Here is a 16093-nt window from a genome sequence, read left to right as displayed (position 1 = left end):
TCCGTCCGCCCGTCAGCCGGCCGCAGGCCGGATGCGGAACACCCGCGCCGTCGGGGTGGCACCGCCGTTGGTGAGACGGAGGACCCCCTCTTCCTGATCCCAGGAGGGCACCCACGGTGCCACCTCGACGGGGAACAGCGACTCGACGACGACGTCCCGCCCGAGGAACCCGGCGAGCGGCAGCGTCACCGCGTCCGGCGCACCAGGCAACGACCACACCGACAGGTACAGCTCGCCGGACGCCGCGCGGAGCCCGAGCGCGGTCCAGGTGTCCTCCCACGCGGGCAGCCCGAGCGGCCAGACGGGCATCGCGGTCGTGATCACGGACAGCACGGCCCGCTGGGCCGCGATCGCCTCGGACACCACCGCGCGCTGCGACGGCGACATCTCGTTGAGGTGGCCGGACAGGTACATCCGTCCGAGCACCCCGTTGACGAGCGACAGCGTGAAGCGGTCTGGTGACATCGACGGAGCCGGGTACGCCCAGTTCCCGGCCTGCTCGGGGAGCATCGCCGCGGGCGCAGCGGCAGCGATCGACGCGGACAGCACCGGGTCCTGCTGGTCCGAGGTGGACTGCATGTGCAGCCGGGACAGCATCGCGAAGTCGGCGCGCATCGCTCCCGATGCGCAGTTCTCGATGAGCAGCGCCGGGTACCGGGCCTGCACGTCGTCGAGCCAGTCGAGCAGCGCACGCCCGCCGTCGACGCTGCCCGCCCACGGCCCGGTCATCGTGTTGTCATCCATCTTGAAGAACGTCACACCGAGGTCCCCGACGAGCCGATCGACGACCTCGTCGAGGTGCGCCCGGGCGTCCGGTGAGCGCAGGTCGAGCAGGTGCCGCCCGTGTTCGGCGACGCGGACGCTGTGGTGCTGCACGAAGGCGCTGTCGGGCAGGGTCGTCGCGAGGAGCGAGTGGATGCCGATGACCTCGGGCTCGAGCCAGAGCCCCGCCTGCATGCCGCGCGACCGGATGTGGTCGACGACGGCTCCGAGTCCGTCCGGGAACCGGGTCGCTGCCGGCAGCCACTCCCCGACGCTGTCCCACCAGTGCCCTTCGGCGTACCAGCCGGCGTCGATGCAGAACAGGTCGGCGCCGGCTTCGGCCGCTGCGTCGATGAGCGGCAGCAGCTTCGCGGTGGTGGGGTCGCCCATGAGCGTGTTCATGTAGTCGTTGAACACGAGCGGCAGTGCCTCGTCGGCGGCACGCACGATCCGGATCGCTCGGCGGTGCGCGGTGAGCACCTCGAACGCGCCGTCGACGGACGCCGCGATGCCGACGGACACCGGCACGGACACGAACGGGCGTCCCGATGCGACGGTCGCCGTCCACTGGTGTTCCTGATCGGTGGGTCCGCTGAGGAGCACGTACGCGTGACGCCGGGTCTCCCCGAGCTCGTACAGCCACGGCCCGTTGTGCTCGATCTGCCAGACGAGCGCGTACCCGTCGGCCTGCAGCACGCCGATCGGGAGCGCTTCGCCCGTGGACCACGATCCGCGGTTCTGCACGACGGCGCGGCTCCTGGGCGGGTGGTGCTGCGCCTCCCGGTCGATCCGGGCGAGCCCGATGTCCCGCAGGGCGTCGGTCCGCCACCGGCTCTCGGCGGCCCAGTCGTTGTCCGCGTGCACCAGCGACAGGTCGTCGACGGTGCGACCCGAGTCGGTCAGGAACGCTCCGGTCGCGAACGAGGACACCGCGTCCACGACGTGCTCGCGGTCGCCGAGCGCGGAGACCTCGGTCCAGGTCCGGAATGCCGCGACGCCGTCGCGGGCCCGGAACACCGACTCGACCTGGAGGCCCGTGGTCGCGTCCTCCTGCAGGATCCGGAACCACAGGTCGGTCCCGTCTGCCTGCACGTGGTGCGAGACGGGGCGGAGTCGCGCCCCGATCGTGGTGTCCACGTGCCGGTACCCGCCGGGGAACCGCCCGTGGCCGATGGTGGTCAGCTCGACGAGGGGTTGCGGGTCGTCGAGGTCGTTGAGGTCGGTTCCGCCATCGGCGAGGACTCCGCCGGTCGGCAGGAACGAGACGAGGGCGGCGGGACGGTCCGGCGCGAGCCGGAACCTCGCGCGGAACCCGGCAGTGACCCAGTCGACGGTGTCCGCGCTCATCGAGCCCCGACCGGCGCCGGCTCGCTCGACACCCACGCGCCGACGGTGTGGTCGTAGCAGGTGGTGTTGTCGATCGTGGAGCGGTCGAGCGGCGCACCCGCCGTGACCCGTCGCTCGCCGCGCTCCGGGTCGGGGGCGGCCTCGGCGAGGAGCCGCGTGTAGTCGTGGTGCGGATCGAGGATCACGGCGTCGGACGGCCCCCGCTCGACGACCCGACCGCGGTAGAGCACCAGGATCTCGTCGGAGAAGTGCCGCGCGGTCGCCAGGTCGTGCGTGATGTACAGCACGGCGAGGTGGTCCTCGCGCTGCAGCCGCCCCATCAGGTTGAGGACGCTGAGCCGGATCGACACGTCCAGCATCGACACGGGTTCGTCGGCGACGAGCACCTGCGCCCCCGGTGCCAGCGCCCGGGCGATCGCGACGCGCTGCCGCTGCCCGCCGGAGAGCTCGTGCGGGCGTCTGGTGGCGAAGTCCTCGTCCAGGTTCACGCGCCCGAGCAGTTCACGGACCCGGTCGGCGGTCTCGGCGGCTCCACGGGCACGGTGGTGCAGCTGGAGCGGACGGGCGATGTGGTGCTCGATCGAGTGGAAGGGGTTGAGCGAGGCGAAGGGGTCCTGGAACACCATCTGCACGTGCCGGCGGTACATGCTGCCGACGACGGGCGTGCCGTCCTCGAGCCGGACGTCGATCGACCCGCGCGTGGTGGACTCGAGCTTGGCGAGCATCCTGGCGATGGTGGACTTCCCCGACCCGGACTCCCCGACGAGTGCGACGGTGCGCCCGGGGAGCAGCTCGAACGACACGTCGTCGACGGCCCGCAGCGTGGTGCGCTTCAGGCCCTTGCGGGTGTGGAAGTCCTTGCCGAGGTGGCTGACGGTGACGCTGGTCATGCGAGGGTCTCCTCATCGACGCCGCTGCGGATGAACGCGCCGCGCTCCCCCGACAGGCTCGGGAACGACTGCAGCAGCCGCTTCGTGTAGGGGTGCTGCGGGTCGTGCTGGATCACCGCTGCCCGGTCGCACTCGACGACCTCACCGCGGAGCATGATCGCGATCCGGTCGCTGATCTCGAGCAGCAGCGGCAGGTCGTGCGTGATGAACACCACGGCGAAGCCGAGCTCGTCCCGCAGCCGCACGATCTCTCGGAGGATCTCCCGCTGGACGACCACGTCGAGCGCGGTCGTCGGTTCGTCCATGATCATGATCTGCGGCTCGAGCAGCATCGCCATCGCGATCATCACGCGCTGCCGCATGCCCCCGGAGAGCTCGTGCGGGTACGCGGTGATTCGCGACGGGTCCACGCCGACACGGCTGAGCGCGTCCTCGGCGATGGTCCGGCGCTCCTTGCGGGAGAGCCCCTTCCGGTGCTCGACGAGCGCGTCGTCGAGCTGCGCACGGATGGTCGTGACGGGGTTGAGCGCGTTCATCGCTCCCTGGAACACCATCGACAGCTTCGACCACCGCACCGCCCGGAGCTGTTCGTGCGGCAGCCCGAGCAGGTCGATGTCGGTGCCGTCCCGGTCGTGGAACGTGATGCTCCCCGACGCGACCTTCGCCGGCGGTCGGTGCAGCCGGGTGATGGCGTAGGCGAGCGTGGTCTTCCCGCACCCGGACTCCCCCGCGAGTCCCAGGATCTCACCGGGCGCGAGCGTCAGGGAGACGTCCTTCACGGCGTGCACGGGGTGTTCGGTCTCGTAGACCACGTTGAGGTGGTCGATGGTCAGGACGGCGGTCATCGCTTGGCTCCCTTCAATCGGCGCAGGGCGCGTTCCCGGCGGCGCTGTGCCCGCACGTTCGCCAGGCGGGGGTTGATGACCTCGTCGATCGAGAAGTTCACGAGCGACAGGCCCATGCCGAGCAGCGCGATCAACAACCCGGGCGGCACGAACCACCACCAGGCACCGTTGGCCAGCGCGAAGCCGTTCTGCGCGTAGAAGAGCATCGTGCCGAGCGTCGAGGAGTTCGACGCCCCGAGCCCCAGGAACGACAGCCCGGCTTCCCCGAGGATCGCCGCGATGACCGCGAACACGAACTGCGACGCCAGCACGGGCAGCAGGTTCGGCAGGATCTCGACCGCGATCACCCGCCACGGCCGTTCGCCGGCGACCCGTGCCGCCGAGACGTAGTCGCGGTTGCGGATCGACATCGTCTGGGCGCGGAGCACCCGCGCCGACCCCGCCCAGGACGTGATCGCGAGGACGACGGCGATGGTCCAGAGCCCGCGTGCCTCACGCGGGACGAGCCCGGAGATCACGATGACGAGCGGCAGACCGGGGATCACGAGGAACACGTTCGAGAACAGCGAGAACGCCTCGTCCATGATCCCGCCGAGGTACGCGCCGAGGATCCCGAAGAACGCGGAGAGCACGGTGGCGAGGAGCCCCACGATCAGCCCGATCTGCAGGCTCCCGCGGGTGGCGTAGGCGAGCTGGGCGAGGACGTCCTGGCCGGTCTGGGTGGTGCCGAGGATGTTCTCGGCGCTCGGCGGCTGCAGCCCCGAGTCGCGGATGGTGGTCGGGTCGCCGACGAGCAGCGGCCCGATGACGCCGAACAGCGTGACGCCGGCGACGAGGACGATGCCGGTGACGAGCCACGGCGTGAGCGCGGGGAGGAACCGACGGATGCCGCCCTTGGCCTGCCGCCGGGTGGCGATCGACGTGGTGGTGTCCGCTTCCTCGGCGAGCGCCCCGATGGTCGGTTCGGTCTCTTCCTGGATGTTGGTCATGTCGTCTCCTCCCTAGCTCCGTGCCCGCGTGCGGGGGTCGATGATCCCGTACAGCAGGTCGACGACGAGGTTCGCGCCGAGGACCGCCAGGGTGATGAACAGGAAGATCCCCTGCATGAGCGCGTAGTCGTTGTTCGTCACGGCGGAGAGGAGCTTCGATCCGATGCCCGGGTACGAGAACACCTGCTCGGTGACGACCGACCCGGAGACGATGAACCCGAGGGAGATCGCGAACCCGGCGACGGAGGGCAGCACGGCGTTCCTGGCGGCGTAGTTCCGCAGGATCTTGCCGTCGGACAGGCCCTTCGCCTGCGCGGTGGTGATGTAGTCCTCGGAGAGGGTCGACACCATCATGTTGCGCATCCCGAGCAGCCAGCCGCCGAGGGACGCGAGCACGATCGTCGCGGCGGGCAGCACGCCGTACTTGATCGCCGACCCGATGAACTCCAGGTTGAAACCAGGGGTCAGGACGACGTCGTAGCCGCCCTGCGCCGGGAACAGGTGCATGCCGGTGGCGAAGAAGTACACCAGGATCAGGGCGAGCCAGAAGTACGGCACGGCGGCGAGCAGCGTGGTCGCCGGCACGAACGAGTCGAGCCAGGTGCCGGGCTTCCACCCGACGAAGGCACCGAGGCCGACGCCGATGACCGCGGCGAGGATCGTGGCGATGCCGACGAGGGCGATGGTCCACGGCAGCGAGCTCGCGATGACCTCGGTGACGGGTGCCGGGAAGTAGCTGACGGACACGCCGAGGTCACCGCGGAACACGTTGCCGAGGTAGCGGCCGTACTGAACGATGATCGGTTCCGAGGAATCGCCACCGAGGAGCAGCTCGTACGCCTGCCGGGTCGCCGGGGTCACCTGTCCGCCGCGCTGCTGGAGCTTGGCGAGCAGGATGTCCACCGGGTTCCCCGGCAGGAGCCTGGGGATGATGAAGTTCAGCGTCAGTGCCGCCCAGAGTGCGACGACGTAGAAGCCGATCTTGCGCAGGAAGTAGGTCATCGTCGAGTGCTCCTCGGTCGCGATCCCATCGGCGTCAGCCCTTCGCCGGCTTGAGCGCCTTGAAGATCTCGGCGTTGTCCGGGCTCGCCCAGACGGCCGGGAAGGCGTAGAGGTCGGACTTGGTGGGCCACCCGGTGAACTTCGACGCGTGGAACTCGCTCGTCGTGCCGCCGGTCATCACGGGGATGTAGGGCATGTCCTCGACGACGTGCTGCTGGATGACGTCGAGTTCGGGCTGGGTCGCCGCGGTGTCCTCGGGGTTGATCGCGGCGAGCTTCGTGAGCGCGGCGTCGACCTCGGGGTTGCTGTACCTGGCGATGTTCATCGGGGCTGCCTCGCCGACCTTCGCGGTGTTCGCGGTCGAGAAGTAGTTGTTGTACAGGTAGTACGGGTTCGCGGTCGGGCCCTGGCCGAGCGAGTCGATCGCGAGCTCGAAGTTCCCCTTCGTCTTCTTGTCGGTCCACTCGTTCCACGACGACTGCTGCGCCTTGAGCTCGATGCCCGCTGCCTTGAGTTGCTGCGTCATCGTGTCGATCGCGGTGATGTAGTCGGTCCACCCGGTGACGACCTCGACGGTCAGGGACAGCTTCTTGCCGTCCTTGGCGTAGATGCCGTCCGCGCCCTTCGTGTACCCGGCGCCCTCGAGCGTCGACGCCGCGGCGGCCGTGTCGGCGCCGGACGGCATGACCGCGGGCGAGACGTCCTTCGAGATGGTGTCCTTCTGCGTCGTGGTGAGCGCGAAGGTCGGCGAGATCTCGCTGGCCGTGTTCGAGAACGCGAGCGAGTTCAGCTGCTTGCGGTTGATCGCGTCGGCGATGGCGTGCCGCACGGCGGGGTCGGTCTGCGGGCCGGAGCAGCCGAGCGCGGTGGACGAGCAGGTGAGGAGCGCCATCTGGTTCTGCCCGATGGTGATGCCGTCGTAGCCCGGGTACTTGCCGGGGATGTCGTCCATGTTCGGCACCGGACCGGTCTGCCAGTCGATGGAGCCCTGCGACAGGGCGTCGGCGCCGGCGGTGTTGCCGGAGAGCGACAGGTAGCGGATCGTCTTCACGGCCGGTGCGCCGCCCCAGTAGTCCTTGTTCGCCTCGAGGGTGAAGGCCTGCGCCTTGAAGGTGCCGAGCGTGTACGGACCGGTGCCGACGGGCTTGCGGACGACGTCGGTGGTCGGGTCGATGTCCTTCCACAGGTGCTCCGGGACGATCCACGTCTTGCCGAGCAGGTTCGGGCCGAGCACGAACGACGGCTTGTCGAACGACACCACGACCGTGTCGTCGCCGTCGGCCTTCGCGGTGCCGTCGTAGCCGATGGAGTTCAGCGCCTTCTGCTTCTTGAGCATGTCGAGCGTGAAGACGACGTCCTTCGCCGTGAAGGGCTTGCCGTCGCTCCACTGCACGCCGTCGCGGAGCGTGATCGTCAGCTGCGTGCCGTCGCCGTTCCACTCGTACGACTTGCCGAGGAGCGGCTTCGGGTCCTTGGTGTTGACGTTGGTGATGAAGAACAGCGACTCGTAGATCGTGCCGACGCCGCCGATGTTGGAGGGCGACCACGGGTTGTAGTTGATCTGGTAGTCGCCGGACTGGCCGGTGTACGCGATCAGGGTGGAGGCAGCGTCCCCGGTGCTGGCGGAGCCGCTGGAGCTGCAGCCGCTCAGCGCGAGGCCGGCTGCGAGGAGAACGGCTCCGCCGATGGCGAGCCGTGAACGGGTTGGGTTGAACATCGTTGTCCTCTCGGTCTGCGTCGTCGCAGGTCCACGTTGTGAGCGTGATTGTTACACGCATAAACTAAGTCGGTCAAGAGGCAGCGACGACGCGGCCCGACGAGCACATTGGAGACGCGATGGAGCGGACGACACTGGACGGCACGTGGACCCTCGAGGCGGTGCACGGCCCGGCCGAGGCACCGACCGGGAGGATCGCGGCGACGGTCCCCGGCTGCGCACACACGGACCTGCTGCGCGCCGGCCTGATCCCCCACCCGTTCGACGGCGACAACGAAGCAGCGACGCAGTGGATCGGCGACACCGTCTGGCGGTACCGCCGCACGTTCGAGTGGGCAGCACCCGACGCCGAGCGCCACGACCTGGTCGCCGACGGACTCGACACCCTGGCCACCATCGAGCTGAACGGCATCGTCGTCGGCACCACGAGGAACCAGCACCGCTCGTACCGGTTCCCCGTCGGACACCTGCTCCGCCCCGGCACGAACGAGCTCGTCGTCACGTTCGACGCACCGGTGCCCGCTGCCGAGCGGGAATCCGCGCTGCACGGCGGCGAGCTCCCGCACGTCAACCACCACCCGTACAACGCGCTGCGGAAGAACGCGTCGAACTTCGGCTGGGACTGGGGCATCGACGTCGCGACGAGCGGCATCTGGAAGTCGATCGGCATCGAGTCCTGGAGCGGCGTCCGCATCGCGTCCGTCCGCCCCCTCGTCGACCTGGACGGCGCCGACGGGGTGCTCACCGCACACGTCGAGGTCGAGCACGCCGGTTCCACCGGCGCCTTCTCGCAGGCGATCGGCGGGACACCCGTCACGTCCACCGGCGGTGCCGGAACGACCGGACTGGAGGCACGGATCACCGTGGCCCCGCAGCGCGCGTCCGCCACGTCCCCCGGATCCGGCGCCGAGCCTCCCGTCCGGATCGTCGGCTCGCGCCCCGTCGTGGACGGGACGGCCACCGTCCGGCTCGTCGTGCCGGACGTCGCGGTCTGGTGGCCGCGCGGCGAGGGCGACCAGCCGCTCCACGACGTCCGCGTCGAGGTCGGCGACGCGGTGTGGACCGGCCGCGTCGGCTTCCGCACGGTCACGCTCGACACGGCGGCGGACGCCGACGGCGCGCCCTTCCTGCTCCGGGTGAACGGGCGCCCGGTGCTGGTCCGCGGGGCGAACTGGATCCCGGACCACGCGTTCCTGACCGAGATGACACCGGAGCGCTACGCCGACCGGATCGACGACGCCGTCCAGGCGAACGTGAACCTGCTGCGGGTCTGGGGCGGCGGCGTGTACGAGTCGGCCGACCTGTACGACCGGTGCGACGAACTCGGCGTGCTCGTCTGGCAGGACTTCCTGTTTGCGTGTGCCGCGTACGCGGAGGAGCTGTGGCTCGCGGACGAGGTCGAGGCCGAGGCTCGCGAGGCCGTCACCCGACTGTCCCCGCACCCGTCGCTGGTGGTGTGGAACGGCAACAACGAGAACCTCGTGGCGTACGCGGAGTGGGGCTGGCGGCCGTCGCTCGTCGGCCGGACCTGGGGCAACGGGTACTACCGGTCGCTGCTGCCCGCGATCGTGGCGGAGCTCGACCCGACGCGGCCGTACACGCCCGGCAGCCCGTTCTCCTTCGACGAGTACCTGACGCCGAACGACGAGCGGAACGGCAGCGTGCACATCTGGGACGTCTGGAACCGGCTGGACTACCGCGCCTACGCGGACTGGGACCCGCGCTTCGTCGCGGAGTTCGGGTTCCAGGGGCCACCGGCGTGGTCCACCCTGACCGCGGTGGTGCACGACGAACCGCTCGACCCGGACGGGCACGAGATGCTCGTGCACCAGAAGGCGGACGAGGGCAACCGGAAGCTCGCCGACGGCATGCGCGGGCACCTGCCGAAGCCGGCGTCGATCGAGGACTGGCACTGGTCCGCGCAGCTGAACCAGGCGCACGCGATCCGGTTCGGCATGGAGTGGTTCCGGTCACGCACCCCGTACAACACCGGGACGATCGTGTGGCAGTTGAACGACGACTGGCCGGTGGTGTCGTGGTCGCTCGTCGACCACGCGGGGATCAGGAAGCCGGTCTGGTACGCCGTCCGGCACGCCTACCAGCCGGTGCTGCTCACGGTGCAACCCGGGAACGGGTCCGGCCTCGACCTGGTGCTGGTGAACGCGTCGGGCGCTCGCGTCGAGGACACCGTGACGGTCGAGCGGGTCGGGTTCGACGGTTCGGTCCTCGCATCGGGGTCGTTCGACGTCGGCGCTGCGCCCGCCGATGCCGCGCGGGTCGCACTGCCCGTGTCGCTCGCCGTCCCGGAGGACCCCGCGACCGAGGTCCTCGTCGTCTCGGGTCCGCTCGGCCGCACGGTGCACGACTTCGCCGAGGTGGTCGACCAGCGGCTCACGCCTGCGCCCCTGACCGTCTCGTCGACGGCCACCGAGGACGGCGCCAGGGTGACCGTGACCGCCACCTCCTACGCCCGCGACGTGTCGGTCTTCCCGGACCGTGTCGACCCTGCCGCCCGCGTGGACGACGGACTCGTGTCGTTGCTGCCGGGCGAGTCCGTGACGTTCACCGTGACGGGCGCACCAGGTGTCGACACCGTGGCACTCGGGTCACCGCTCGTGCTCCGGCACGCCGGCGACCTGCGCGGGTAGCGCCGCCGCTCGGACGCGTCAGTCGAGCGCACTGCACTCCAGCACGATCGCGGTCCCGGGCGCGAGCATCGGCAGGCGCGCGCCCACGTCCTCGAGCACGGCACCGGGCAGCTCGAGGAACCCGCGCTCGATCCACTGCGGCGGCACCATGTCGAGACCGTGCGGGACGCCGATGCCCGCGACCGGGGCGAGCCGGTAGCGCCGCGTCCGGTCGAGCCCGCGCAGCCGGAGCGGCACCGCGAGCGACTGCGGCCCGGTGGCCGTCCTGGCGACGCGGACGAGCGCGCGGGACCGATCGGTCGCGACGACCGAGGTGGTCGCGAGACCGGGGTCGCCGAGGTCGAGGTGCCGGAGCCGTCCGGTGTGCAGCAGCCCGCGCTCCCGCCGGTACAGCGCCGTCCAGGCACGGATCCGGTCGAGCTCGACGGGCGTCAGCGTGGTGACGTCGGTCTCGATCCCGGCCGAGCCGAACAACGACACCGCCATCCGGAAGTCCAGGTCGAGGTGCCGGCCGGTGGTGTGCGAGACCTCCGGCCCGACGTGCGACCCGATGAGCTCCAGCGGCAGGAGCACCTCGGTCCAGCGCTGGACGGGCAGCCGTTCGAGGGCGTCGTTCGTGTCCGACGGCCACACCCGGTCGGTCCGTTCGAGCACCCCGAGGTCGACGCGGGCTCCTCCGCTCGCACAGGACTCGATCTCGAGCCACGGGTGCCGGGCACGCAGCTCGTCCATCAGCGCGTAGACCCCGCGGGTGTGCGCATCGAGTCCCGCGCGCCCGTCGTGGACCGCGTGCACGACGTCCCGGTTCTGGTCCCACTTGACGAACTCCACGTGGTGCTCGCCGATGACCGCCGACATCGCTTCGAGCACGAACGCCCGGGCGTCCGGGTTCGCCATGTCCAGCACGTACTGGTTGCGCCAGGTTCGCACGTCGTCGTCCGGGCGCTGCAGGAGCCACTCCGGGTGGGCGACGGCGAGCTCGGACACCGGGCTCACCATCTCGGGTTCGAACCACAGCCCGAACTCCATCCCGAGCTCCCGGACACGGTCGACGAGCGGCCGGAGCCCGTCCGGCCACACCGCGGGGTCCACCCGCCAGTCGCCGAGCGAGGTGCTGTCGGACCGGCGCCCGAGGAACCACCCGTCGTCGAGGACGAACCGCTCGACGCCGATGTCCGCGGCGGTCTCCGCGAGGGCGACGAGCGGCGCGAGCTCCTGGCGGTAGTACACGGCTTCCCAGGTGTTCAGGACGACGGGCCTGGGCCGTCGCGGGTGTCCGGGGCGTGCGCGGAGCGAGTCGTGGAACCGGGCGGAGACACCGTCGAGCCCCTCGTCGCTCCAGACGAACACGGCGTCAGGGGTGGTGAACGTCTCGCCGCGCCCGAGGACCACCTCGCCGGCGCGCAGGAGTTCTCCCGCCCCGAGCAACGGCCGGGCCTCGGCGAGCAGGTCGATCCGGTGGACGGCGTCGGCGCTCCACGCGAGGTGCACCGCCCACACCTCACCGGCGGCGTCGTCGAACCCCGGCGTCCCGAGCGCCAGCAGCGTCGGTGCATCGTGGCCCGTCCGTCCGCGGCGACTCTCGCGTGCATGGCTCCCGGCGGTCAGCGCGCGACGCTGCGGCGTGCGCTCGCGGGTCCACCGCCCGCCGAGGTCGAGGACCTCTGCCACCCGCTCCCCCACCGGCAGCGTCGCCTCGAGCGCCTGGAGATGAACGGGCACGTCGCTCCGACCGGTGATCGCGTGGCGCACGCGCAGCACGCCGGCGCCGTCGAGCGCGAACACGCTCCGGAGTGCCAGGACGTCGGAGTGCGCCGTGACGACGAGTTCCATCCCGTCGGAGGCCACCCGGGCGTCGCGCCAGCGTGGCACGAGCGGCGCGCCGTCGACGTGCCCGGCGACCCCGGGGCGCCCCTCCCAGCCGTCCCGCTCCGTCGGCAGCACGGTGAGCGGCCACGGTGCGTCGAACGCGCTCGGCGAGACCGGGCGGCCGAGCGCCATGACCACGTCGTCGGCGTCGGTGTCGGCGATCTGGCCGACGTCACGGCCCCAGTGCAGCACCTCCGGCAGCCCGTCGACCGCGGCGGCGACCACGAGCGACACCCCGGCCGCACGGAGGACGTGGACCGGCCGCACCGGCTCGGTGGGACCGAGCGGGCGCGCGCCGCGGTCGACGACGGTCATGCCGCACGCTCCTCGCGGAGCACGCGGACGCGTCCAGCCGGCACGATGGTCTCCGGTCCGTGGACGGAGCCGTCGACCAGGTCCGTGCCGGACGCGACGACCGTGACGGGGTCCGCACGGTGGTTGAGGAGGAACAGGAACGCGGAGCCGTCGCGTCCGACGCGACGCACGGCCTCCAGTCCTGGAGGCCCGGTGACGGTCCGCGGGATCGCCCGGTCCGCCACGATCCGGTCCACGAGCCGTTGGATGCTGTCGTCCGACAGCATCGCCGAGACGTACCAGGCGTCGCCGGCGCCCGCGTGTCGGCGGGTGACCGCCGGGCGGCCGGCGAGCGGCCCGTCCGTGTACGCGAGGACGACGTCGGCAGCGGTCACGAGGACCGCCTCGGCCCAGTCGGTGACCACCTCGCCGTCGTCCAGCGACCAGCGTTCGCCGCGCTGCAGCGGGGTGAACTCCTCGCTCCACGCGCCGAGCACGTCGCGGAACGCGCCCGGGTACCCGCCGGTGCGGATGCGTGCGTGCTCGTCGGCGACACCGGACAGGTACGTCACGACGAGCGTCGCGCCCCGGTCCACCACGGCGGAGAGCCGAGCCGCCGTGGCGTCGTCCACGACGAGCAGCGTGGGCAGCACCACGACGTCGTAGCCGTCGAGGTCCGCGTCGACCGGCACCACGTCGGTCAGCACCTGGCGGTCGAAGAACGCGCGGTGCCATGCGCGGAGTTCCCGGGCGTAGGACAGTGCCCGGTGCGGCTTGAGTCCGGACTGCACGGCCCAACCGGACGGGTCGTCGACGACGATCGCCACCCTGGCCGGCTCGACGACGCTGCCCTGCACGGGCGCGAGTGCCTGCATCGCCCGACCGAGTGCGGTGACCTCGCGCCAGATCCGGGTCCGGGTGCCGGCGTGCGACAGCATCGCGGAGTGGAACTGCTCCGCACCGGCCGTCGACGCCCGCCACTGGAAGAACAGGGCGCCGTCCGAGCCGCGGGCGACGTGGGTGAGCGCGTTCCGCACGAGCTCGCTCGGCTCCTTCGCGCGGTTCCGCTCCTGCCAACTCGGGCCGCCGGTCGAGTGCTCCATGAGGAGCCACGGGCCACGCCCCCGGGTGATCCCCCGCATCCGGTCGGCAGCAGCCGCGAGGTCCTGCTCACGACGCGGGTCGTCCACGAGCGTGTAGTGGTCGTTCGCGGGGATCGCGACGTGTGCGGCCCATGCCGCGTAGTCGACGGTCTGCGATGCCGCGCCCACCATGAAGTTCGTCGTGACGGGGACGGCGGAATGCCGTTCGATGACGGTCTTCTCGTGCAGGTAGTGGGCGAGCAGGGAGTCGGACGAGAACCGCTCGGCGTCGAGGAACAGCCCCGGGTTCGGCGCACCGTCGCGCGGCCCCCGCGGCAGGGACACCTCGTCGAAGTCCGTGTACGTGTGTCCCCAGAACGCCGTGCCCCAGGCGTCGTTGAGGGCGTCGATCGACTCGTGGTGCGCACGGAGCCAGTCCCGGAACGCCGCAGTGGAGTTCGCGCAGGTGCAGCGCCCGTTGCCGCCGCCCAGTTCGTTGCTGACGTGCCAGAGCCGCACGGCGGGGTGGCTGCCGTAGCGCTCGGCGACGGCCTCGACGATCCGTGTGGCGTGCTCGCGGAACACCGGTGAGTCCGGGCACCAGCCGAGCCGTTCGCCGGACTGCCGGACGATGCCCTGCCGGTCGACCGCGCGGATCTCCGGGTGTGCCGCGACCAGCCAGCTCGGCGCCGCGGCGGTCGGCGTCGCGAGGTCCACCGCGATGCCGTTCCGGTGCAGCAGGTCCAGGACCTCGTCGAGCCACTCCCACGTGTACTCCCCCGGCGCCCGCTCGAGCAGCCCCCATGAGAAGACCCCGACGGTGACCAGGTTCACCCCGGCCTCGCGCATGAGCCGGACGTCCTCGTGCCAGACCTCGCGCGGCCACTGCTCCGGGCTGTAGTCACCGCCGAACGACAGGCCGGCGGTGGGCCAGGGAGGGGTGGTCCGAGCGGTCACGGGATCTCCTTCGATGGTGGGACCGCACCAGCCTCCCGGTTCGCCCGGTGTTTGTCAACGCGTGTAACTAAGTCGCCCTCAGTCCTGGAGGAGGCCGCGGATCGCGAGCACCGCACCCGCGCGCGCCCACTCGGAGAACTCGAACGGCTGGACCTCGATCGTCAGGGCGTCGGTGTTCGGCACGAGCGCACCACGCAACGCGTCGTCCACCGCGCTCCGGGCGATGTCGTACACGGGCAGACCGTCGCCCGTGAGCACGATCGCCGACGGATCGGTGACGTGCACGACCGACGCCAGGACGACCCCGAGCGCGCGACCGGCATCCGCGAAGGCCGCGAGAGCCGGGGCGTCCCCGTCACGGGCGAGCTCCACGACCTCGTCGTACGTCGCACCCACGTGTCCGGAGTTCCGCACGATGACCGGACTCGGCAGGTAGCTCGACGCACAGCCGAGGTGCCCCAGGCCGCAGTCGGGACCACCGCCGAGGACCGGCAGGTGCCCGATCCTCCCGAGCCGCCCGTTCTGCCCGGTCGACACCTGGCCGTTGGTGATGAGCCCGAGACCGACACCCTCACCCACGGTGACGAGCGCCATCGACTCCCTGCCCGCGCCGGCACCGAACCAGTGCTCCTTCGCGGTCAGCGCGTGCACGTCGTTGGCGGTGAACGTCGCGAGGCCCGTGCGTTCGGACACCATCCGTGCGAACGGCACGTCGGCCCATCCGAGGAACACCGACGCGGCGACGATCGGCTCCCCGCTCCGGACGAGCACGTCGCCCGGGAGCGACACCCCCATCGCACAGAGGGCCGGGTTCGACTGCCGGAGCTGCGCCGTGACGGCGGTGATCTGCGCGGCGACGTCCTCCGGCACCGTGGACGACATGACCTCTTCGTGGAGCGCGAGGATCCGTCCACCGAGGTCGGTCACCGCCGCGTACAGGCGGTCCTTCGTGAGCTTCACCCCGAGGAACTCCCACGCCCCCGAGCTCACCTGGAGGAGCTCGGACGGACGACCGGTCGCACCACGGACATCGGTCCCGACCTCGACGACCATGCCGTGTGCGACCAGCAGCCGCATGGCCCGGGTCAGACTCGCCCTGGAGAGCCCGAGCGACCGCGCGATCTCGGCACGGGACAGCACCCCGTGGATGAGGATCTCCCGCAGCGCCAGGCGGGAGCCATCCGGCAGCGCCGGCCAGGTGTGCGTCATCGTTCCTCCGTCGGCCGACCCTGGCTGATCCTATTGCCACTGCTCTCGCGACGACGACCGGGAACGGCACTGGAGCGGTCGTAGAATGCAGAAAACCCCTGACCAGTACTGGTCAGGGGTTCCCTGGTGTTGCAAAAGAAGTCCGGCGGCGTCCTACTCTCCCACAAGGTCCCCCTTGCAGTACCATCGGCGCTGAGAGGCTTAGCTTCCGGGTTCGGAATGTGACCGGGCGTTTCCCTCTCGCTATGACCACCGGAACACTGTCGACCATGATCTGGTCTCAACATGTTCCTTCAAGCCGTTGCTGAAGTATTCAATTGATTCCCGATCGTCTGTCGGGAACCACAAAGTGGACGCGAGCCCCAACACCGAAGTGTTGGGAAATAATTGTGTTGTCAAGTCTTCGGCTTATTAGTACCGGTCAGCTCCACGGGTCGTTAGTCCCCGCTTCCACATCCGGCCTATCAACCCAGTAGTCTGCT

Annotated in this window: 10 protein-coding genes and 1 rRNA gene; 1 reads left to right on the top strand and 10 read right to left on the bottom strand. The window is 70.7% G+C overall.

Translation table 11 applies throughout. The features are described 5' to 3' along the window. Nucleotides 1-12 precede the first annotated feature (12 nt). From ACIPJ2_RS07750 to ACIPJ2_RS07725, 6 genes are read right to left on the bottom strand one after another with little or no spacing between them, the layout of a single operon-like run. Nucleotides 13-2145, bottom strand: coding sequence for a glycoside hydrolase family 36 protein (locus ACIPJ2_RS07750; protein ID WP_402728333.1), 2133 nt, complete (start codon nt 2143-2145; stop codon nt 13-15). Continuing rightward, on the bottom strand, nt 2106-2999 hold the full coding sequence (locus ACIPJ2_RS07745) for an ABC transporter ATP-binding protein (protein ID WP_281267518.1): 894 nt from the start codon (nt 2997-2999) through the stop codon (nt 2106-2108). The genes ACIPJ2_RS07750 and ACIPJ2_RS07745 overlap by 40 nt, the downstream gene beginning before the upstream one ends. Continuing rightward, on the bottom strand, nt 2996-3844 hold the full coding sequence (locus ACIPJ2_RS07740) for an ABC transporter ATP-binding protein (RefSeq protein ID WP_402728332.1): 849 nt from the start codon (nt 3842-3844) through the stop codon (nt 2996-2998). Before ACIPJ2_RS07740 ends, ACIPJ2_RS07745 begins: the two co-directional genes overlap by 4 nt. Next, nucleotides 3841-4833, bottom strand: coding sequence for an ABC transporter permease (locus tag ACIPJ2_RS07735; protein WP_402728331.1), 993 nt, complete (start codon nt 4831-4833; stop codon nt 3841-3843). The genes ACIPJ2_RS07740 and ACIPJ2_RS07735 overlap by 4 nt, the downstream gene beginning before the upstream one ends. Before the next feature lie 12 nt (nt 4834-4845). Continuing rightward, on the bottom strand, nt 4846-5835 hold the full coding sequence (locus ACIPJ2_RS07730) for an ABC transporter permease (protein WP_281267515.1): 990 nt from the start codon (nt 5833-5835) through the stop codon (nt 4846-4848). A gap of 34 nt (nt 5836-5869) precedes the next feature. Next, nucleotides 5870-7552: an ABC transporter substrate-binding protein gene (locus ACIPJ2_RS07725; RefSeq protein ID WP_402728330.1), complete on the bottom strand. Its 1683-nt coding sequence runs from the start codon at nt 7550-7552 to the stop codon at nt 5870-5872. Nucleotides 7553-7671: 119 nt separating this feature from the next. On the opposite strand from ACIPJ2_RS07725, the gene ACIPJ2_RS07720 reads away from it, so the two are divergent. Continuing rightward, nucleotides 7672-10200 (top strand): glycosyl hydrolase 2 galactose-binding domain-containing protein, encoded by a 2529-nt coding sequence (locus ACIPJ2_RS07720; protein WP_402728329.1) that lies wholly within the window; start codon nt 7672-7674, stop codon nt 10198-10200. 18 nt (nt 10201-10218) lie between these two features. Here the strand turns inward: ACIPJ2_RS07720 and ACIPJ2_RS07715 are convergent, their stop codons facing one another. The 4 genes from ACIPJ2_RS07715 to rrf all read right to left on the bottom strand — a co-directional run bounded on the left by ACIPJ2_RS07715 (nt 10219) and on the right by rrf (nt 15868). Beyond that, complete coding sequence (locus tag ACIPJ2_RS07715; RefSeq protein WP_402728328.1) at nt 10219-12384, bottom strand: alpha-galactosidase; 2166 nt, start codon at nt 12382-12384, stop codon at nt 10219-10221. Further along, a complete protein-coding gene (locus ACIPJ2_RS07710) occupies nt 12381-14402 on the bottom strand; it encodes a beta-galactosidase (RefSeq protein WP_402728327.1) in 2022 nt (673 codons plus the stop codon). Before ACIPJ2_RS07710 ends, ACIPJ2_RS07715 begins: the two co-directional genes overlap by 4 nt. Before the next feature lie 78 nt (nt 14403-14480). Continuing rightward, nucleotides 14481-15611, bottom strand: coding sequence for an ROK family protein (locus ACIPJ2_RS07705; protein ID WP_402728326.1), 1131 nt, complete (start codon nt 15609-15611; stop codon nt 14481-14483). Nucleotides 15612-15751: 140 nt separating this feature from the next. Next, a 5S ribosomal RNA gene (gene rrf / locus ACIPJ2_RS07700) occupies nt 15752-15868 on the bottom strand. Nucleotides 15869-16093: the final 225 nt, after the last annotated feature.

Source organism: Curtobacterium sp. NPDC090217 (assembly GCF_044746705.1).
Lineage (GTDB): Bacteria > Actinomycetota > Actinomycetes > Actinomycetales > Microbacteriaceae > Curtobacterium.
Note: the sequence above shows the minus strand (reverse complement) of the source record. Positions and strands in the feature narration are given on the sequence as shown.

What these genes read in the sequence shown, in the direction of transcription:
- ACIPJ2_RS07720 (WP_402728329.1), top strand. Translation starts at nt 7,672, where the DNA reads ATGGAGCGGACGACACTGGACGGCACGTGGACCCTCGAGGCGGTGCAC.
- ACIPJ2_RS07730 (WP_281267515.1), bottom strand. Translation starts at nt 5,835, where the DNA reads ATGACCTACTTCCTGCGCAAGATCGGCTTCTACGTCGTCGCACTCTGG.
- ACIPJ2_RS07715 (WP_402728328.1), bottom strand. Translation starts at nt 12,384, where the DNA reads ATGACCGTCGTCGACCGCGGCGCGCGCCCGCTCGGTCCCACCGAGCCG.
- ACIPJ2_RS07705 (WP_402728326.1), bottom strand. Translation starts at nt 15,611, where the DNA reads ATGACGCACACCTGGCCGGCGCTGCCGGATGGCTCCCGCCTGGCGCTG.
- ACIPJ2_RS07735 (WP_402728331.1), bottom strand. Translation starts at nt 4,833, where the DNA reads ATGACCAACATCCAGGAAGAGACCGAACCGACCATCGGGGCGCTCGCC.
- ACIPJ2_RS07740 (WP_402728332.1), bottom strand. Translation starts at nt 3,844, where the DNA reads ATGACCGCCGTCCTGACCATCGACCACCTCAACGTGGTCTACGAGACC.
- ACIPJ2_RS07725 (WP_402728330.1), bottom strand. Translation starts at nt 7,552, where the DNA reads ATGTTCAACCCAACCCGTTCACGGCTCGCCATCGGCGGAGCCGTTCTC.
- ACIPJ2_RS07745 (WP_281267518.1), bottom strand. Translation starts at nt 2,999, where the DNA reads ATGACCAGCGTCACCGTCAGCCACCTCGGCAAGGACTTCCACACCCGC.